21 protein-coding genes and 1 pseudogene are annotated in these 19,447 nt (G+C 46.0%); 11 read left to right on the top strand and 11 right to left on the bottom strand.

The features are described 5' to 3' along the window. From NDI42_RS26200 to NDI42_RS26190, 3 genes and pseudogenes are all read right to left on the bottom strand, one after another. Window positions 1-116: pseudogene (locus NDI42_RS26200) on the bottom strand (transposase); the annotation flags it as partial. A 287-nt stretch (window positions 117-403) separates the two neighbouring features. Next, a complete protein-coding gene (locus NDI42_RS26195) occupies window positions 404-1,774 on the bottom strand; it encodes an S-layer homology domain-containing protein (protein WP_190451178.1) in 1,371 nt (456 codons plus the stop codon). A 151-nt stretch (window positions 1,775-1,925) separates the two neighbouring features. Beyond that, on the bottom strand, window positions 1,926-2,795 hold the full coding sequence (locus NDI42_RS26190; RefSeq protein ID WP_199310943.1) for an XDD3 family exosortase-dependent surface protein: 870 nt from the start codon (window positions 2,793-2,795) through the stop codon (window positions 1,926-1,928). Window positions 2,796-3,403: 608 nt separating this feature from the next. Between NDI42_RS26190 and lepB the strand changes: the two genes are divergently transcribed. Beyond that, window positions 3,404-3,970 (top strand): signal peptidase I, encoded by a 567-nt coding sequence (gene lepB, locus NDI42_RS26185; RefSeq protein ID WP_199310945.1) that lies wholly within the window; start codon window positions 3,404-3,406, stop codon window positions 3,968-3,970. A 158-nt stretch (window positions 3,971-4,128) separates the two neighbouring features. Here the strand turns inward: lepB and NDI42_RS26180 are convergent, their stop codons facing one another. Continuing rightward, on the bottom strand, window positions 4,129-4,686 hold the full coding sequence (locus tag NDI42_RS26180) for a ComEA family DNA-binding protein (RefSeq protein WP_190451174.1): 558 nt from the start codon (window positions 4,684-4,686) through the stop codon (window positions 4,129-4,131). Between the two features lie 63 nt (window positions 4,687-4,749). Next, entirely contained in the window at window positions 4,750-5,130 is a 381-nt protein-coding gene (locus NDI42_RS26175) for an NINE protein (protein ID WP_190425114.1), read from the bottom strand. 269 nt (window positions 5,131-5,399) lie between these two features. Between NDI42_RS26175 and NDI42_RS26170 the strand changes: the two genes are divergently transcribed. Further along, window positions 5,400-5,723 (top strand): DUF1825 family protein, encoded by a 324-nt coding sequence (locus NDI42_RS26170; RefSeq protein WP_190425108.1) that lies wholly within the window; start codon window positions 5,400-5,402, stop codon window positions 5,721-5,723. A gap of 211 nt (window positions 5,724-5,934) precedes the next feature. Here the strand turns inward: NDI42_RS26170 and NDI42_RS26165 are convergent, their stop codons facing one another. Further along, window positions 5,935-7,854 (bottom strand): PBP1A family penicillin-binding protein, encoded by a 1,920-nt coding sequence (locus NDI42_RS26165; protein WP_190451172.1) that lies wholly within the window; start codon window positions 7,852-7,854, stop codon window positions 5,935-5,937. A gap of 366 nt (window positions 7,855-8,220) precedes the next feature. Between NDI42_RS26165 and tyrS the strand changes: the two genes are divergently transcribed. The 3 genes from tyrS (at window position 8,221) to NDI42_RS26150 (ending at window position 10,848) form a co-directional block, all read left to right on the top strand. Then, entirely contained in the window at window positions 8,221-9,453 is a 1,233-nt protein-coding gene (gene tyrS, locus NDI42_RS26160) for a tyrosine--tRNA ligase (RefSeq protein ID WP_190451171.1), read from the top strand. Between the two features lie 110 nt (window positions 9,454-9,563). Beyond that, entirely contained in the window at window positions 9,564-10,271 is a 708-nt protein-coding gene (gene pyrF / locus NDI42_RS26155) for an orotidine-5'-phosphate decarboxylase (RefSeq protein ID WP_190451169.1), read from the top strand. Further along, window positions 10,261-10,848, top strand: coding sequence for a hypothetical protein (locus NDI42_RS26150; protein WP_199310942.1), 588 nt, complete (start codon window positions 10,261-10,263; stop codon window positions 10,846-10,848). Before pyrF ends, NDI42_RS26150 begins: the two co-directional genes overlap by 11 nt. On the opposite strand, the gene NDI42_RS26145 is transcribed toward NDI42_RS26150, so the two are convergent. After that, window positions 10,845-11,540 (bottom strand): uracil-DNA glycosylase, encoded by a 696-nt coding sequence (locus NDI42_RS26145; protein WP_190451180.1) that lies wholly within the window; start codon window positions 11,538-11,540, stop codon window positions 10,845-10,847. The genes NDI42_RS26150 and NDI42_RS26145 overlap by 4 nt on opposite strands. Window positions 11,541-11,720: 180 nt before the next feature. Between NDI42_RS26145 and NDI42_RS26140 the strand changes: the two genes are divergently transcribed. Both NDI42_RS26140 and NDI42_RS26135 read left to right on the top strand, forming a co-directional pair. Next, a complete protein-coding gene (locus NDI42_RS26140) occupies window positions 11,721-12,434 on the top strand; it encodes a phosphoribosyltransferase (protein ID WP_190451167.1) in 714 nt (237 codons plus the stop codon). A gap of 86 nt (window positions 12,435-12,520) precedes the next feature. After that, window positions 12,521-12,817 carry a hypothetical protein gene (locus NDI42_RS26135; RefSeq protein WP_190451165.1) on the top strand — a complete coding sequence of 99 codons (297 nt, stop codon included), beginning with the start codon at window positions 12,521-12,523 and terminating at the stop codon, window positions 12,815-12,817. A gap of 4 nt (window positions 12,818-12,821) precedes the next feature. Here the strand turns inward: NDI42_RS26135 and NDI42_RS26130 are convergent, their stop codons facing one another. Next, the gene (locus tag NDI42_RS26130) at window positions 12,822-13,190 is read right to left on the bottom strand and encodes a VOC family protein (protein ID WP_190451164.1); all 369 of its coding nucleotides are present in this window, start codon (window positions 13,188-13,190) and stop codon (window positions 12,822-12,824) included. A 125-nt stretch (window positions 13,191-13,315) separates the two neighbouring features. On the opposite strand from NDI42_RS26130, the gene NDI42_RS26125 reads away from it, so the two are divergent. The 3 genes from NDI42_RS26125 (at window position 13,316) to NDI42_RS26115 (ending at window position 17,187) form a co-directional block, all read left to right on the top strand. After that, window positions 13,316-14,425 (top strand): aldo/keto reductase, encoded by a 1,110-nt coding sequence (locus NDI42_RS26125; protein ID WP_190451162.1) that lies wholly within the window; start codon window positions 13,316-13,318, stop codon window positions 14,423-14,425. 160 nt (window positions 14,426-14,585) lie between these two features. Beyond that, window positions 14,586-15,668, top strand: coding sequence for a class I fructose-bisphosphate aldolase (locus NDI42_RS26120; RefSeq protein WP_190451160.1), 1,083 nt, complete (start codon window positions 14,586-14,588; stop codon window positions 15,666-15,668). 352 nt (window positions 15,669-16,020) lie between these two features. Then, window positions 16,021-17,187 carry a pyridoxal phosphate-dependent aminotransferase gene (locus NDI42_RS26115; protein ID WP_190451158.1) on the top strand — a complete coding sequence of 389 codons (1,167 nt, stop codon included), beginning with the start codon at window positions 16,021-16,023 and terminating at the stop codon, window positions 17,185-17,187. A gap of 1 nt (window position 17,188) precedes the next feature. On the opposite strand, the gene NDI42_RS26110 is transcribed toward NDI42_RS26115, so the two are convergent. Together NDI42_RS26110 and NDI42_RS26105 are read right to left on the bottom strand one after the other, a co-directional pair. After that, entirely contained in the window at window positions 17,189-17,602 is a 414-nt protein-coding gene (locus NDI42_RS26110) for a putative toxin-antitoxin system toxin component, PIN family (protein WP_190451156.1), read from the bottom strand. Then, entirely contained in the window at window positions 17,599-17,829 is a 231-nt protein-coding gene (locus NDI42_RS26105; protein ID WP_190451154.1) for a hypothetical protein, read from the bottom strand. Before NDI42_RS26105 ends, NDI42_RS26110 begins: the two co-directional genes overlap by 4 nt. Before the next feature lie 280 nt (window positions 17,830-18,109). Here NDI42_RS26105 and NDI42_RS26100 point away from each other — a divergent pair, with 280 nt between their 5' ends. After that, window positions 18,110-18,364 carry a DUF7219 family protein gene (locus NDI42_RS26100; RefSeq protein WP_190451152.1) on the top strand — a complete coding sequence of 85 codons (255 nt, stop codon included), beginning with the start codon at window positions 18,110-18,112 and terminating at the stop codon, window positions 18,362-18,364. Window positions 18,365-18,853: 489 nt separating this feature from the next. Here NDI42_RS26100 and NDI42_RS26095 read toward each other — a convergent pair whose 3' ends face one another. Then, window positions 18,854-19,339 carry an RNA polymerase subunit sigma-24 gene (locus tag NDI42_RS26095; RefSeq protein ID WP_190451150.1) on the bottom strand — a complete coding sequence of 162 codons (486 nt, stop codon included), beginning with the start codon at window positions 19,337-19,339 and terminating at the stop codon, window positions 18,854-18,856. Window positions 19,340-19,447: the final 108 nt, after the last annotated feature.

Raw genomic sequence — 19,447 nt, 5'->3', positions numbered from 1 at the left:
GCACTTCTGATATATCAACTTGACGCGGGCGACCACCTGGTGAAAGCTTCTGGAATGAGGTCACTAAGCAATTCATACTGAGCGCAAGTTAAGTTACTGGGATAAGCTTTACTCATGTGGCTCTCTCGGTGCTGCGTGTTTTGCTATTGGCAGCTTACACTGAGAGAGTTTTTTTACTGCCTAACCCACTTTTCAAACATCCTCTGAGGCGCTGGAGGAAATTCTGATAATTGATGATAACCAGCAACTTATTAAAAGTTTAAAATTGCCTACAAGTAAAACTAAAAATCTGCAACCTGTGCGTAAATCTCAAGGCATGAATTGGGGTTGGTTGCCTTAGAAAGTAACTGAAAGGGGGAGCGCACCTCAATGAAAGGGGTGGCTCCCCAACCTACATGACTATTTACTGCTGATTTGGAGAACTTGAAGGTGTAGGTGATGGCTGGCTTTGTTGACGCTGATTCTGCAAAGCATCTTGAGCTGATATTCCTTCACCTTCAGCGCCAAAGTACCACAGAGCCGCCGCCGCCTCAGCACGAGTTACAGGTTTTTTCGGCTGGAACAACGTCGTATACCCAAAAACTCGCCGGATATTCGCTAAATCTCCATTCTGGAAATCCGCCAACACCGCCCGCAAAGCCTTTGGTTCAGTTTTGCCTGCATCCTGAAATCCCCATGTTTGCTTCACCGCGTCAACTGAAGCTGTGGGTAAAGAGGAGCGCGTATCTAGAGGGACTTTCCAGAGAATCAGATTTTCGCGGGTTAGGGGTGCATCGGGGCGAAATAGAACCGCGGTAGCATCACCTGTCAATCGACTGGGAATTAACCCCGACTCCGCTAAACCTTGAATAGCTGAAAAATCTGGGTTATTTCGGGGAATGTCTTGAAAAGCTGGTTGAGCGCTACCTGATGCCAAACGGATTTGTTTGCCTGGATTATTGGCATAAATTTGATTATTAACTGCAACCAGCCACCGCGCAAATTGGCGGCGGGTGATAGTTTTATTCGGTTCAAACTGTCCGCTGGCAGTTGAGTTATTTTTGGAGCCAACTGACTCTTGAGTAAGTACCCCCAATGCTGCTAGGTCTTCTACGTACTGACGTAATTCTTGGGGTGCTTGATTTATATCAGTGAATACTGATGAGCTAGTTGAGGGAGCGGGATTTTCACTAGCTGGCTGAGTGAAAATATCTTTTAAATTACTTCCTTGCGGTGTTGTGGCAACGCTGGAATCGCGGCTATAGCTGATAGTAAATTCTGTGGCTATGTCTGAATTGTTACCAACAGCGGATTGAGTGGGCGTAGGCGTGGGGTTGCTAGTGCCAGAAACTGACTGGACGGACACCGTAACTTGCAGGTTATTCTGACGAGCTACTAATGTGTTTTCGGTGCCATCTGTTTCGGACTCGCTGACCAAATCCCAGTTATTAGATTGAAACTGTTGCTGGTAAAAGCTTAGAACTGAGTTACTGGGGGCATCGGTTGTAAAACGGGCTGTCTGACCTTGACCAGAGTCAGGTGTCGCTGGTCTGACTTCTTGCACCTGAGCATCTAAATAAATGGGTATTTCTGCGGGAAAACCTGCCAGTTTATCGTTCTGAGGATTGTTGGGAGCAGGGGTTCCCAGAGTAATAGGGTTTTCTTTAAGTTTAGGGTCTGCTGCGAGCGATCGCTCAAGCGCTTCCTGATTAGCACTGTTGGCGCAAGCACTTAAGGAAATCAACAAGCAACCGATTAACCCGACACGTATAGCAGGAAGTTTATGAAGCAACACAGCACACTAGAAAACAACTCTTTCTTCCTACGCTAACGCATATCGTAAAGCTGGTTTCCTCTGTGTGTGTTTAAGGGCAGATAAGTCAAATGTCAAAAACCGGGTAACTTTTAATTTACCCGGTTTCTAGGTTTTCGGTTTCTTAAGAAGCTTAATTTACACTCACCCTCACCCGGCGACGCTTGCGTAGTTGAGAGCCACCCACAACTAAACCTACTACAGCAAGACCTCCAAGCCCAGTTGGTTCTGGCACATCTTTAAGTTCTCCCGCCAGTGCAACGCCATCATTAGCACACTCTACAAACACATGAGCTAAGTAGTCACCGCTACCAAAGAGAGATTTACTAAACTGGAAACCAATGGTTTCAGTGCCGCTAGCAGCGAAGTGGGCAAAGTCAAGTCCAGCAGCAGTCAAAGCCCCGGCGGTGAGCATAGTAATATCGCCCACTTTTGTACCTGAGCCAATTACATTGAGAACTGAGCCTTGACCGAGATATCCATAGGCATCAGCCTTGGTTGGCAAATCGGTGCCTAGAGTATTGGTTTTATACCATCCAGCATCATTGTATTGCTGCAAACTGCTGTATCCATTATTGGTTCCAGTAACGCTAGTTGCTTGGACATTTTTGTATATGCCAGTGCTGGACGCATTAGAATCGTTTGTCCCTGCAAAGCGAATCCCAAACAAACTTTTTGCATCACTAGCAGTTTGAAAATTATTACCCGTAAAGTTGAAGAACAAGTCGCCCCAGCCGATGTTTTTGTCAACAGCAGCGCTGGCGTAAGTGCCTGTCAATGGCATACCACCAGTCAGCGCTACAAAAATGCTGTCAGCGGTTTCTTTAACTGCTATGCCTTTGATGTCATAAGCCGAGCCACCAGAGCCATCATTGAAAGCATCAATACTATAGTTCCAATTTTGATATAACGTTCCCGCATTAGCTTGTTGTCCAGTTATAGAAATCAGTCCTAGACTCGCAGCCATGCCAGCAATTAAAGTAGCAATATTCCGTAGTTTCATAGAATAGACAAACCTTTGTTTCCCTTGAATTTATCTAATTAAATTTATAACCTTAATTTATTAATTAGTCCATAAAAATTAAATCAAGATTGGCTAATTTCAAACTAAGTAATCATTAAAAAATAAACTGTATTTATACGTAAGTAACAAAAAAGAATATCAAGATATTTGGGAATTTCTACTGATGCTTGGGCAATACGGGAGGGATAGAAGCTTAAAATATTAAATTTTGCCTACGTTGAGGCACCTCAACCCAACTTACAATTATTTCTAACCCTCCCGTACTTGGCTTAAGTGAAGAGTAAAACAAAAAGAGTATTTGAAGGTTGAGAAATATTACAGCCTGCTGTAATCCAATGGATCTAAACCAGAGGTCGCGTGGTATGTTGGCTTTTGACCAAAATCGGTCAGACTGTTTTTATGGCTCTTAACGCCAAATATTTTTAGCTGAAACTTCTATGACATCTGAGGAAAAAGATTTTGCTACATCGAGTCCGGCGGAAGTGGGGCTTCCGGCTGTAGCTAAAGGAGATGCTGCTGCTGAGGATGGAGTCAATCTGAAGCTAAGCGAATCGAAGCTCGTTGAAGCAGTGGACTCCAAGGGTGTAATGCCCGGTGGAAATACGGGTAAGACTTCGCTAAAGTTGCGGATATGGCAGCAAGTGGCGGAAAACCTGCAAATTTTGCTGATTGCCCTTTGTTTGGCGCTGTTTATTCGGACGTTTGTGGCAGAACCTCGCTATATTCCTTCTGATTCTATGCTGCCGACGTTGCAAGTGGGCGATCGCTTGGTGGTAGAAAAAATCTCTTACCGTTTTCACGCACCTAACCAAGGTGATATTGTCGTCTTTGACCCTCCCCAAAAATTACAAATTCAAGGCTACGCCAAAGACCAAGCCTTCATTAAACGAGTGATTGGCACGCCCGGTCACGTTGTTAAAGTTAAAAATGGCAAGGTCTACCTGGATAACTCTCCGCTACAGGAAGACTACATCGCAGAACCTCCAGAATATAACTGGGGGCCAGGGGTGGTGCCTGAAGGCCAGGTGTTTGTCATGGGAGATAATCGTAATAACAGCAATGACTCCCATGTTTGGGGATTTTTGCCTCAGAAAAATGTCATTGGTCGCGCCTTTTTCCGTTTCTGGCCCGCCGGCCGCATTAGTCGTGCTTGATGGTCAGGCCAAAATACCCGACGGCTGTTGGCGGAGCCTGCGTGTTAGCGCTTAGTCGCGGCTACACAAACAAAGCCTGCTCTCGTCAGGCTTTGTTTGTGTAGCGCCATTTAGTCTGTTAGCGAAGCGGCACAAAGTACGCGCACTTTTGCTATTGACTAAAACCTCAGATAGTGCATTAGCTGCGCTGTCATCTGTCCAGGGAGTGATAGCCTAGTTTGAAAATCAGCCAGGTTGCGGTACGCTCCGGCGGCGCGACGATTTGAAAAGATTGCTCTGGCAAGAATCAAGTCAACACCTGGAAGAAGCATTAGCTGCTCGATAGATGCTGTGTTAGGATTCACCAGTTGCGGTGTGGAGGGACAATCGTCGTAGTAACAAAACCTCAAGAGTGGCTCCAGAGGTTTTAATCGCAATATCGGCATACTTAGTGCCGCAGCAATATCTTCTATACAGAGAAATTGTACTCCAGACTGGGCTAAGGAAACGAGCGATCGCGCTTGATGAATTGATAGCCCAGGTAGTCTCAGCCAGTCATCCACACTTGCCTGATTCACATCAATTTTGATACCAAGACTAACTGCGATCGCAATTTCTTCAGTAGATTGCAGCCGATAGTAAGGATCTCCCAAAATCCGCGCCCGGATTGACTGTCGGTTTGAGTTTATCTCTGGGCGCAGTCGAGTCGCCAATGGTAGCCAATCAAAAAGTGCCATTTTTTGGTAAATTTAGCGATCGCACCCAATATTTTAAAATTTTTCTCGCCTACTGACTTCTTTTTACCGCATTCGATCCAGACATTGGCGGCGCTTTTGCTCAAATTCATACTCTGAGATTAGCCCTTCTTGGCGTAGACTATCCAGTTGACGCAAAGCATCAGCGATCGCACTCACTGAGTTAGTCGCCACTCCAACTGACTCAGGGAGTGATTCTACACCTAAATTAAAATTCCGGTCAAATTCATCCCCATCTTGGAATAAATACCATATCCCTTCAATAGCGCTGGCAATTCGAGCGATAGGTGTTCCCCACGACAACAGTAAATAAACTGCTCCCCAAAGCGGCTGTCCCAGATAAAACTTGTGAAAGCCAGCAAACGGGATTATCGCTCCGGTAAATGCCAAAAGTGCGGCAACTTTTCGATTTTTTTGTGTCAACATTTTGAGGTAAACTCCTCTTTCCTCAAAAGACATAGCGATGCGCCTATAGCGCTACCGCAACGCTTCCCATCCAATTCCATGATAGGGATTTTCTTACTTTGGAGCATGAGCGATCACGATCGCGCTTTCAAGATGCCACCAGAGAACAAATCCGCCCATAATACGGAAAACCGAATATATCGTAAAGTTTGCACTGCATTAAAATGATACTCAAAGCAGTAAAACTTCCCCTGACTGGGGAAGCCCATTGACGGGAAGATAAAAAGGCTATGGGATTTTTTGACTCCGAAATTGTTCAACAAGAAGCCAAGCAGCTGTTTGAAGATTATCAATCCCTAATACAACTGGGAAGCCACTACGGTAAATTTGACCGCGAAGGTAAAAAGATTTTTATTGAGAAAATGGAAGCCATGATGGATCGCTATCGCATCTTTATGAAGCGATTCGAGCTATCTGATGACTTCATGGCTCAAATGACAGTCGAACAGCTTAACACTCAGCTTGGTCAATTTGGCATTACCCCAACTCAAATGTTCGACCAAATGAACCTCACTTTAGAGCGGATGAAATCCGAATTAGAAAAGCAAACATAACGATTTTGGATGCAAAAATTTTACTTTTTTCTGCCTCCTAAATTTCTCATTTTGTAGGTTGGGTTTTAGCTTGCTTCCGCCTAGCGGTACGAAAGTGAAACCCAACGCTAACTTTTTTGGATGCAACGATACAAGAATTTTAAGACTTTGGATTAAATCCAAAATTATCGGAGGCTGGGAAACTCCTTCGCCCCCGCAAAATCTAAAATTCTTATCTAGGGCGCGGAAACTTGTTAGGCGAGGGGAAGTAATTCACAGGAACACCACTCATAGCACTTGACATAAAATCGCGCCAGATGGGAGCCGCATATTCGCCACCCGTTATACCACCGCCTAAACTCCGGTTATTATCCTTCCCAATCCAGACAGCCGTAGAGAGTTGCGGGACATAGCCCACAAACCAAACATCTTTCTCAGAGGAAGTCGTACCAGTCTTACCAGCTGCGGGTCGTCCTATCTGTGCGTTTTTCCCGGTACCGCCAGTAACTACCCCTTGCAGCACGCTTGTCAGGGAAGCACTAGCCCACGGGTCTAAAACCAATCGGCGTTTAGGAGTATTATCGAGCAACACATTGCCACTACTATCCGTGATCCGGGCAATAACGGTTGGGGGAGAGTACCAACCATTACTAGCAAAAGTGGCATAACCGCCCGCCATTTCCAAAGGCGTAACACCAATCGCTCCCAAAGGCAAAGAAATTACAGGTTCAATCGGACTCTTAAAGCCAATAGTCCGGCAAATTTCAATCACCTTATCCAGTCCCACAGCCCGCCCAAGCTTCACAGCCGGAACGTTAGCGGAAACCATGAGTGCTTGGCGAATGCTCATCGCCCCAGAGAAACCACCACCGTAGTTTCGGGGAGAGTAATAGCCGCCACCATCCCGATAACTAACTGGCGTATCGAAGACGGTGGAGTAGGGCGTATACTTACCCGTAGCAAAAGCCGCGTAGTAAACAAATGGCTTAAAGGCAGATCCCGGCTGTCGGCGGGATTGGATAGCACGGTTGAACTGGCTTTTATCGTAACTGACCCCGCCCACCATTGCTTTTACAAAGTGCGTCCGAGGATCAACTGATACCAGAGCAATTTGGTTGTTATAAAGCCCGTAACTCTGAAGTCTTCTATGCCAACGACTCACCTTTTGTTCCGCCATACGTTGGAACTTGTAGTCGATGGTCGTCTGGATTCGCATACCGCCTTTTAGCACCGCATCCCGACCGAAGCGCTCATTTAACTCCGCAACAACCGCTTCTGTGATGTAAGGCAGTTCGCTGGTTTGCCACGAGGTCAGCTGACCCCGTTTAATTTCTTGCTTAACAGCGGCTGCTCTCTCTTGCTCAGTAATCCATCCCAACTCGCGCATCCGACCCAAAACCTGTGTTTGGCGCTGCTTTGCCTGCTTGTAGTTCCCGAAAATACTGTAATCTTCCGGAGCCTGAATCATTCCTGCCAACATTGCTGCCTCAGCTAAGTCTAGATCGGCGGCTTTCTTGTTAAAGTAGCTTTCAGATGCTGTTTGAACACCATAGTTGTTGTGACCCCAATACACCTGATTGAGGTACATTTCTAAAATTTGGTCTTTCTTAAAGATTTGTTCTAACCGAATTGCTAGCACCGCTTCGGCAATTTTGCGGCTCATTGTCCGCTTGCGAGACAAGAAAAGGTTTTTCACCAACTGCATGGTGATTGTCGAGCCACCCTCGACAACGTTGCCTTTTTCCCAGTTAGCTTTTAAGGCGCGACCAACGCTGTTGGGGTTAATGCCTTGGTGCAAATAGAAGTGGCTATCTTCAATCGCTAGAACCGCCCGCTTGAGTTCAGGGGAAATTTTATCAAGGGGTACGACTTCCCGATTGGCTTCTCCGTGGAGCGAAGCTAGGTGCTTGCCTTGAATGTCGTAAATGTAAGAAGTTTCTGTGGGGATGTAGCTGCGAAGAACCCGCACATCAGGTAGGTTACGGAAGCTGATAGCTAAACCAACCAGTCCCCCAGCGACAACCGAACTGGTCAGCATGGTGATGCCCAGGAGGGTTCCGCCTGTTGCTTTACCGACTCCCTGCATGAACTGAACTATCGGGGCTGATGGCTCTCTTCTCGGTTGTTTATCTTGAATAGTGCTAGACGACACGGTGATTTCACTTCCTCACTAAAAAAAATGTGGGACTTAGATGATTGGGCGACTGGTATAGCTTTGCTTATCTAGATTACAGAACTTTCCACTCGCGGCAGGATGGTGGGGACAATTTTAGCAGTGGCTGGAAAGGTGGTAAGCATTTGCGGTGGTCGCAAAACAAGATCGCTTTTGTTAAGTGTGACAAAAAAATCCTACGTTTACGTTTTAGCATCATAAGTGCAGCCCATTACTAAATTTTGTCCAGTTGGCATGGAGACTTTATACAATTTTTGCAAATTATAATAAACTTGTTTACCCTTGGATTTGCATAAAATACAAATATAGGGGTCGATTTCCACATCCGATTTAGTTTGGCGCATCATGACCGCTAGTGTATCCTCAAAAACGCCCCAAAACCTCACTTGGTTATATCGTGGGGTTAGTGAAATTTTCCCCGACCAGCCTGATTCTGATGACGCTGCTCTTTCTTTGGCTCAAAGATTAGCGCAAACTGACCGACCTTTGCGGGTGAAGTTGGGAATCGATCCGACCGGATCTGATATCCACTTGGGTCATAGTATCCCAGTACGGAAGCTGCGTGCTTTTCAGGATGCCGGACATACAGCTGTTTTAATTATTGGGGATTTTACGGCTCGGATTGGCGACCCTACCGGAAAATCTGAGGTACGCCGTCAGTTAACGTCTGAGGAAGTGGCGCAAAATGCTCAAACTTATCTGGAGCAGGTGCGTCCAATTCTGGATTTTGACACGCCGGGACGGTTGGAAGTTCGCTACAACTCCGAATGGCTTTCAAAGCTTGATTTGTCAAAAATTTCAGAATTGTTGTCTACGATGACGGTAGGGCAAATGCTGGCGAAGGAGGGATTTGCCGAACGTTATGAGAAGGAAAATCCGATTTTTCTGCACGAGTTCCTTTACCCGTTGATGCAAGGCTACGATTCTGTGGCGGTGCAAGCTGATGTGGAGTTGGGGGGGAAGGATCAGAAGTTTAATATTGCTGTTGGGCGAGATTTACAACGCCATTTCGGTCAGATGCCTCAGTTTGGTTTGCTGATGCCGATTTTAATCGGGACGGATGGTGAAAAGAAAATGTCGAAGTCGCTGGGCAATTATGTGGGGTTATCGGAAGATCCGCTCTGGATGTATCAGAAGTTGGAAAAAACACCGGATAAATTGTTAGAGCAGTATTTTGAGTTGTTGACAAATTTACCGCTGGATGATTTGCCGGAACAACCACGCGATCGCCAAAAACTTCTGGCTTCCGATATTGTCTCTCAATACTACGGCAAAGATGCAGCAGAACTTGCTGTGCGCGACGCACAGGCAATTACAGCAGGAAACACAAATTCGGCTAAAGCTGTACCAGGATTTTCGCTAAAAGAAGTTAATTTTCCGGCTAAATTGTTCTTTATTCTGGGAAAGAGCGGTTTGTGCAGCAGTGGGACGGAAGCGCGGCGACAAATTCAGGGAGGAGGGGTAAAGTTAGATGGCGATCGCGTGTCTGATGTGAATCTCACTTTTGAATCTCCCTCTGAGTTGGACGGACGGGTTTTGCAGGTGGGGAAAAATAAGTCTGTGCGGTTAATTGGGTAATGGGGATTGGGAATTGGGAATTGGGAATTGGGAAAAAGTCTTACCTAGTCCCCAGTCCCCAGTTCCTAGTTCCTAGTCCCCAGCCCCCAGCCCCCAGCCCCCACAAAATAATGTCAAACAGCGAGAAAATTATTGTTGCTTTGGATGTTCCGAGTCTAGCGGAAGCGATCGCTTTAATTGACAAGTTGCCGGAAGTAACTTTCTTTAAAGTTGGTTTAGAACTATTTGTCAGCACTGGTGCTGACATTCTCACACTGCTCAAAGACAGACAAAAGCGAATTTTTCTGGATTTGAAATTTCACGATATCCCTAACACTGTTGCTGGGGCTTGTCGCGCTGCTGCGAGTTATCGCGTAGATTTGCTCACCATCCATGCTACGTGTGGTAAAAGTGCGCTACAGGCAGCAACAGCAGCCCTACAGGAGGGCGCAGAAGCCGCAGGGTGTCCGCCACCCAAGTTAATTGCCATAACGCTGCTGACAAGTATCACATCGCGGCAATTGGCATTTGAGCTAAAAATTCCCCTGGAATTGCCAGAATATGCTTTACATATGGCTTTGTTAGCAAAAGAGGCGGGACTGGATGGGGCAGTTTGTTCGCCGCAGGAGGTGGAACAACTGCGACAGACTTGCGGCGATGATTTTCTATTTGTTTGTCCGGGAGTGCGCCCTAGCTGGGCAGAAGCGGGAGATCAGAAGCGAAGTCTCACCCCAGCCCAAGCTTTCTCTTCTGGAGCTGATTATCTCGTGATTGGGCGACCGATTACTGCCGCCGCCGATCCTGCTGCTGCTTGGGCGAGAATTTGCGATGAGTTATAGAAGTCACAATAATTTATGTGGAGACGCGAAAATTCGCATCGCTACATTTTGCCTTTGCATGATTGGCTTTTACTTTGGGAGAGCGATCGCGCAAACGCCGCCGCCACAGAAATCGAGTTGTCCAACCGATGTAGAAAACTTAACAAGTTTACTAATTCGGGATTTACCCAGTTATGCCAATCGCGTCAGCCAACGCTCTCGACGACTAAACAGAAAACCAGCTCTCTCCAGTTCCGTAATCATCGCCGGACGACCAGAATTTGCGCCCCTTACCCTAGGCCCTGGCCCCTATACCTCAGACCCTGGCGCAGATATCGCCACAACAGCTCCTAAACAAGTATTTATCACCACTTTAGAACGAGGATACACAGCCCGAAAGCCAATTCAATTACAGCAATATCACTGGCTGTTTCTAACTCAAACTGAGGACGGCTGGAGGTTAGCAACGATGTTTTCCCGTACTGGCTCCTATCCCGAAGGAGATCCGCCCTCGCCGCCGCGAGATAGCAGTAATGGCATCATTGGCCAAGCTGTTCGCAATTGGTTGCAAGACTGCCGCGTTGGGAAAATTAATTAATTGTTGCGGATTTCATCTAATTTGGCACGAACAGCCTGAATATCCTGCCACATTAACCATTTAGGGCTGCCTTGTTCCCGCGAAGCATTGCGAAGTAGATAGGATGGGTGGAAAATCGGCATACACAAGCGCCCCTCCCACTCGATCCAAGTGCCGCGAATTTTGGTAATGCCTCGTTTATCGCCAGTTAAACCTTTTAAAGCTGTAGCACCCGTTAAAAGAATGATTTTCGGGTCTACCATGCGAATTTGTTCTAACAAATAAGGTCTACAAGCTGCCATTTCTTCAGTTGTTGGCGGGCGATTGTTTGGTGGACGGCACTTGTTCACATTACAGATGTATACATCCTGTTCGGTGTTCAGCTTCACAGCGGCTAATATTTTCTCCAGCAGTTGCCCAGATTTCCCGACAAATGGCAACCCGGTTTCATCTTCATTTTGCCCTGGTGCTTCGCCCACAATCATAATTGGTGCTTGGAGATTGCCGCGTCCAACTACAGCGTGAGTGCGGTTTTCTCCCAGTCCGCAACGGTGGCATTGGTTACAATGCTGTGCGATTTGGGCCATTGTTTGATAGGTGCCGGGAGGAATGGGGATTTTGGCACTTGTGGGAATTAATGCTTGATTTTGCGGTGTGGCAGATGCACCGAGGTCTGAGGAGTCAAAAAGGCTAAGTTGCTCGTCGCTGGACATGAATCTGGGGTTATATCGTGCTTTCACGAAATTATCCTAACAATACTCGCTCAAGGCTGAAACTTGTTTCACGCTTAAGAATTGATAGTTCTTACTTTTGACGGACTAGGAGTAGCTGCGTCAAAAGCCAAAATCAGCCATCATAGGAGGCGAGCGCAGTACCGAATTCTGGAGGGTGCCATGTCATCTGCCCCCATGTTTCGCGATCGCATCCACGCCGGAGAGCAGCTAGCTGAGTCCGTTATGGCTGAGTTTACCCAGCTCAAGACGCGGGGAGTTAATAGCCAACCTATTATTTACGCGCTGCCTCGCGGCGGTATCCCTGTGGCTGTACCAGTGGCACGCAGTCTGGGTTGTCCTGTGGATATTCTTGTCGCCAAAAAAATTACTTTTCCAGAAAACCCGGAACTTGCCATCGGTGCTGTCACGTCAGATGGACACGTGCTATGGTGTCAGCCAAAGCGATTTCGCAGAAACCAGCAGAGTGAGCTGGAAGCGGCGTTGCGGCAAGCCCAAGATAAAGCTATTGCCCTACAGAGTAAGCTTTCTTCCAGTCGCTTGCCTGTTAGCGCTCAGGGTGCGATCGCTATTTTGGTTGATGATGGTATTGCCACTGGCATGACAATAGCAGCTGCCGCCTCTGCCGTGAAAGCCCAAAATCCTGCCGAAATTTGGGTTTGTTCGCCAGTAGCACCACAGGGTTTGAGCGAGTGGCTGCTGCAATGGTGCGATCGCGCTATTATCCTAGAAACGCCCGAACCTTTCCTCAGTGTCAGTCGCTTCTATGAAGAGTTTCCCCAAGTGGAGACTCAAGAAGCCTTATTCTACTTGCAGCAGCACAACCAGCAAATATTACCTAATAACCAACCGCCAGATGCGCCTATGAGTAGATAGCAAACGTTAAAACTTTGGACTATCGTAATGACTAATTGCTAATTGCCATTACCCCTGACCAATAACTAATAAGTAATAATTAAAATATGAGAATTTGGCAATCTTGGTGGCGAGCTTTAGTTTTTTCTAGCCAGTACAGTCCTCCGCGATTTATTGAGCTAATCATGTTAACAGTTGCCACTGTTTTAATAATGGCTTGGGAGATAAATCAGCAGTGGCCTTACTTGGTACTGGGTTTGAGCTATATGGTGGGAGCGGCAGGATCAATTTTAGTAAGAGAAGCACTCACACCATCTCATCATCCGCGAGTTTCTCAGGTGATGGCAGTGCTAATGTTAATTGTGAGTTTTTACTGCTTTGCTGACTTAACTCAGCACCTATAATCTATTAGTGGGATTGGTGCAAAATCAAGCGATTGCCATCTGGATCGTAAGCGTAGATTTCTCTACCGTGTGATGCAGATAAAATATCGCCTGGTGGCGGGAAACCCAGAGCAGTAATGTGAGCGATCGCACTTTCCAAGTCAGTTACTTCTAAACACAAACTCATTCCACTTTTTACCGATACAAATTCTTCGGAGTGGGTGAGTTTTGGTTTAAAAATACCCAAACGTAAGCCAGGAAACTGAAACTCTGCATAAACATTTGGGATGTATGGATGCGGCTGTTTATCCAGTAAATTTGTATAAAAACTTACTAATTTCTCAAGATTAACAGTTGCCACAGTGACAAAGGCGGCGGTGCATAGGAAAACCATATTTGCGTGTAGGGGCGATTTCGCCCTTAGAAAAATAAAATAACCTGTCTAAAGATAGGTGAAATTAAAGTAAGAAAAAAACTAACACTGAAGCAAAACTGGGTGAACTTAAGCAGGATAACTCAATGGCAGATCGACGTGACGATCAATCAGGGGAAAATCGCCACCGAGAGGCACAAAGCTGGAAACGCAGACAGTTTCTGCAACGCCTCGGAGTTCTCGGCGCAGGAGTAGCGATCGCAGATCGGATCTTGCTACACCCAGATGCACAAGTCAATGCTGCCGAACCCGATCAGACAATTTCACTCCAAGCTGGGGAAATTCCCCGCCGCAAACTCGGACGCACAGGTGTGGAAGTTTCGGCGGTGGCGCTAGGCGGCTTTCACATCGGCGTTCCCAAAGACGAACAAGAAGCCATCCGCATTATTCAAGAAGCACTCGATGCTGGCGTGACCTTTCTAGACAACGCCTGGGAGTATAACGAAGGCGTGAGTGAAGAACGGATGGGTAAGGCGCTGCAAGGTAGGCGAGACAAAGCATTTCTGATGACAAAAGTTTGCACGCACGGACGCGATCGCAAAGTCGCTATGCAACAACTTGAGCAATCTTTGCGGCGACTCAAGACAGATTATATCGACTTGTGGCAAGTTCACGAAGTTGTTTATGACAACGACCCGGAAAGACATTTCGCCAAAGGTGGAGTTATCGAGGCTTTAGACGAAGCCAAGCGTCAGGGAAAAGTTCGTTTTGTCGGTTTCACAGGTCACAAAGATCCGGCAATTCATCTGAAAATGCTTTCTTATAATTATCCGTTCGATGCCGTTCAACTACCACTGAATTGTTTTGACTCCTCTTTTCGCAGCTTTGAGAAGCAAGTGCTACCCGAACTCAATAAACGCGGTATTGCTGCAATTGGAATGAAAAGTTTGGGTGGTAGTGGCGAACCAGTTAAAGCAGGCGTTATCAGCGTGCAAGAAGCGCTACGCTATGCAATGAGCCTTCCTGTTGCAACTACCGTCAGCGGTATTGACTCTCTACAAGTGCTGCGCCAGAACTTGAATATTGCGCGGAGTTTCAAGCCGATGACAGAACCGGAAATGCAAGCTATGCGATCGCGTTATGCTAGCTATGCTGCTGATGGACGCTTTGAACTCTACAAAACGTCAAAAAAATACGACGGCCCTCCGGGTAGAGAACAGCACGGATTTCCGTCACAAGAGCAATTAGAAGCTTGAAGTGTTACCCTAATTTGTAAGCTATTCGACATTTAACTTGCAGATGGTTATTAGTCAAAATTCCTACCAAAACAGAGTTTCATTCTTTTGACTTTTGACTTGCTTAATAGGTAGGTAGGTATGCACCGCCCAGCAAAACAAATTTTTGAGGAAAACTGCTATGACCGCTACACTATCTGTACCTAATTCCCTAGAGTCTGTACTAGGAAAAGAAGCAGAAGACCTTCTCAGTTTTAAGGCAAAAGTTTCCCAAGATATGCTGCACCTGCCGGGGCCGGACTTTGTAGACCGGATTTTTGCAGCTAGCGATCGCAACCCCCAAGTATTGCGTAGTCTTCAGCAACTGTATTCTGCCGGACGTTTAGCTAATACCGGATATCTCTCCATTCTCCCAGTAGACCAAGGAATTGAACACTCCGCAGGGGCATCATTTGCACCAAACCCGATCTATTTCGATCCCGAAAATATTATTAAACTGGCGATCGAATCTGGTTGTAATGCTGTTGCTACGACCCTTGGCGTTTTGGGCATGGTTTCTCGCAAATATGCCCACAAAATCCCCTTCATTTTGAAATTAAATCATAATGAATTGCTGACTTTCCCCAATCAATTCGACCAGATAATGTTCGCCTCTGTCGAACAAGCTTGGAATTTAGGGGCGGTCGCTGTTGGGGCAACTATTTACTTTGGTTCAGAACAATCAACTCGCCAAATTCAAGAAGTCAGCGAAGCCTTTGAACGCGCCCACGAATTGGGTATGGCAACTATCCTTTGGTGCTATCTCCGCAACAATGCTTTCAAACAAGACAAAGACTATCACTTAGCAGGCGACCTCACAGCTCAAGCAAACCATCTGGGCGTGACAATTAAAGCCGACATCATCAAACAAAAGCTTCCCGAATACAATCACGGATATGCTGCTGTTGCTAAAGCTACTGGTGAAAGTTACGGCAAAACTAACGACCGAGTATACACCGACCTGTTGACCGATCACCCAATTGACCTCACCCGCTACCAGGTACTAAATTGCTACTGCGGTCGCGCTGGGTTGATTAACTCTGGTGGTGCATCTGGTAAAAATGACTTTGCCGAAGCCGTCCGCACCGCCGTAATTAACAAACGAGCTGGTGGTTGTGGTTTAATCTCCGGTCGCAAAACTTTCCAGCGTCCTTTTGAGGAAGGGGTGAAGTTATTTAACGCCATTCAGGATGTCTATCTCTCACCTGATGTAACTATCGCTTGATAAAGCCATAGGCGCTTCTGCTCGGCTTCTTGGGTAGCAGGGGGGTAGCCCCCTACTACTCCAGAAAAAGATTACCAAATGCGGCTATAAGGCAAAAAGCCAGAGTATCACCCCTTACCCGTGGAGGCAAAAGAAAAGTAAAATTTATGATTCGGCACGTATTGGATTTTTATATAGCTATAAAAAATGTCATATATCTCATTTTTAAAATTAAAAAGTAAAAAAAATGCCAATCTGAAGCCTGATTGAGAGATACTCTGAAAGACTATAGAGTTGCTGGGGTAGCGATCGCTTTCTTGCGTATTGCCCAAAAGCAACGTATCGCTAAGTTAGTCTGGAAAGTGGGGTAAGCATGAAGCTGGCAGCACGAGTTGGTCAGGTAACGCCTTCTATAACGTTGGCGATCGCAGCCAAAGCCAAGGCGATGAAGGCAGAGGGGATAGATGTTTGTAGTTTCAGCGCTGGGGAACCAGATTTTGACACCCCAGAACATATCAAAGCTGCTGCCAAAAAAGCTTTGGACGAGGGTAAAACCAAATACGGGCCAGCTGCTGGAGAACCAAAATTAAGGGAAGCGATCGCCCGCAAGCTACAAAAGGACAATAACCTGGGTTTCGCAGCTGAAAACGTTATTGTCACCAACGGCGGCAAGCATTCCTTGTATAACCTGATGATGGCGCTGCTAAATAGTGGGGATGAGGTGATTATCCCATCTCCCTACTGGCTCTCGTATCCGGAAATGGTGATTTTGGCAGGTGGCACCCCGATAATTGTGCCGACAGACGCTTCAACTGGATATAAAATTACGCCAGAGCAACTTCGCTCATCTATCACACCAAGAACCAAGCTTTTTGTCCTCAATTCGCCTTGTAATCCCACTGGTGTTGTTTATACGCCAGCTGAGATTAAAGCTTTAGGAGAAGTGGTGGTGGAAAAAGATATTCTCGTTGTCTCTGATGAGATTTACGAAAAGATTATCTACGACGACGCGCAGCACTTGAGTATCGGTGCAGTCAGTCCCGAAGTCTTTGACAGGACAATTATCAGCAGTGGTTTTGCTAAAGGTTACTCAATGACGGGTTGGCGAATTGGTTATTTAGCAGCACCAGTTGAGTTAGTTAAAGCTGTGTCCACCATTCAAGGTCACAGTACCTCGAATGTGTGTACTTTTGCACAGTTCGGCGCGATCGCAGCTTTAGAAGGTTCTCAAGATTGTGTGGAACAAATGCGCCTCGCCTTTGCCGAACGTCGGCAGGTAATGTTGCAAACACTTAACGCTATTCCCGGTTTATCCTGTGCCAAACCAGACGGCGCTTTTTATCTGTTCGTCAACATCAGCAAATCTGGTTTAAATTCTCTAGAATTCTGCGACAAACTGTTAGAAAATCAGAAAGTTGCGGCGATTCCTGCGATTGCTTTTGGTGCAGATGATCACGTCCGGCTATCTTATGCAACAGATATGACTTCGATTGAAAAGGGGATGGATAGGTTAGATAAATTTGTGCGATCGCTTGTTTAGTTTAAGACAGTCGCTCTAATAATTCACCAACTGACAAAATAGGCAAAATAGCACCCGCGAAACCTTCCGTATCGCGGGTGATAATTCCATCAAGATTGTTAGCGATCGCGCAAGCTAACTGTACCGCATCTTCAAAATCTCTCAAGTTTGAGGCAAATGCAGCTGCAAGGATGTCGCTATTAACACTACAAATTTCCATAGCTGTTAGTGTTGTTGAGACAGCAACTCTTGCGCGTTCAATACTCCGCGTCTGTCTTCTGACAATGTAGAAGATATCAGTTACGGTGGTTGCTGTAACACACCCCTCAATCTGCCCAGAGTAAATAGCCTGAAATAAAGCTTCAGCATCCTCCCTAAAAGGTTCGCGCTCTAGCAAAAAATCCAGAATAACGTTGGTATCTATTAATACCATCATTTCAGGTATTTCTCCACTAGGCGTTCTTCTAACATTGCTTCAACTTCAGCATCAGTTGGGGCTGGCGCATCAGTTTTCGCTAGTCCCCGCATCTGATCTATTGCAGCTTTCCGATCGGGTTGGGGTCTGAGTTCGCGCCTAAGCGACTCGACGATCGCATTCACCAAATCTAAGCGATCGCTTACCGATAACTTGTATGCTTGATTTTTTAATTCTTGCAAAGACATATTTTATACTTCCTCAAAAACTATTGCCTGACTTTATTTTAGGCGATCGCTTTCTCAGGGATAGCGGCAGCGATCGCTAATTTTCAACCTTCTGCAAGATAATTTTATTGTGACTGCTGTCACTCACTCAGTTGTTAAATATCACATTTACTAGCTGATTGTCAGCACTCAATATGCTGAGACTTGTCACATTTTTTTTAATTAGTCATCACTTGTCCCGATAGGATTTCTGAGTGATAGTAGTAGGAAACATACAGAATCTAATAAACCGGGAGTCATAATGTTAACTACTTCTAATTTTTTATATCCTCAACCTCGCTACTACGGTGATGTCAAACCAGAAAATTTAGTATTTAATGCTAACTTACAGGAATTTGCTCAGCGGGTAAGTTTGATTAGTGGTTTGGCAACCAATGGAAAAATTTCCATTGAACAGGCTTTTCAAAACATCGAGACGCTTTGGCAACAGTTGGAAGCCACGAAAAAGCAGCTAGGGGTGGGTGAAAATCCTTTCCAATCGGATGAAAATCGATAATTTGAGGTTAAGCGATCGCGTTCGTACCAGCGCTAGTACGAACGCGATCGCGCTGAATAAAATATTCTAAACTAGAGTTTCCGAGTTAATAGAAAATCGGCTTCATGTGTGTGTTCATCAAATTGATCAAACTTAGCTTTTATATCTGAACGGTTCCCACCTTTGGCAGCAATTAAAATCAATCCCATTACATAGTTATATATTTCGATGCCTTTATCATACAAATCTATTATCAATTTTTGTTAGTTTGTCTCGTACTGCTGATAAGCAATGTATCCTCCACCACCAATAACAACTATTGGCAATATTTTTAATAAAATATCTAAGTTTTCGGGAGCCATTCTCTTATCCTTCAATGATATTATCTAGTATGAAGTATTGTAGAGATCGCGCCTAGCATAAACCGAAAAAATAGGTCAATGCACGACCCGATCGCATGATTGATTCGCTACCTAATGATCTGGGTAGGAATAACCTATACTGCCACTATTACCGATATTTTTTCTTTGGCTGAAATAGTATGTAAATACCGTAACCAAGAGCCGCCGCTGCTGCTACTGGCGCTGCTGCCGTAATAACCACACCAGCAGCCATGCCACCTCCAACTACACCGCCGATTGCAGCTAAGCCAGAAGTGATTCCAGCTGCACTCACACCCGCAACACTTCCAGCAGCGGCAACTGCTCCAACAGCTCCCGCAGTACCAGCAACAGCACCGACGGTTGTTGCTGCTTTGCCAATTGCACGAGCTTGATTTTCTTCGTCAGAATAAAGCTCCTTGTCCTCCTTCAATACTTGATCCATCGCCAATTTTGCAGCAACAGCCGGAGCAGCACCAATCACACCGACACCAGCCAAAGCACCGCCGCCAACTACTCCGCCTACTGTAGCTAGACCTGACATAATTCCAGCACCACTCATAGCGGCAACACCAGCAGGAACAGCAGCAGCACCAGCCGCGGCGATAATTCTCACCGTTCGCTCATTTGGATGACCCAGTAACCAAATAAATAGCTTCAAGTGTAGCCGTACTGGGCAATTCGGCTATGGAGAAGATGCACCAACTACAGACTTAACGGCATC

The organism is Funiculus sociatus GB2-C1 (genome assembly GCF_039962115.1).
GTDB classification, from domain to species: Bacteria; Cyanobacteriota; Cyanobacteriia; order Cyanobacteriales; family FACHB-T130; genus Funiculus; species Funiculus sociatus.
The sequence above is the reverse complement of the archived record's forward strand: the minus strand, read 5'-3'. Positions and strand labels throughout refer to the sequence as shown.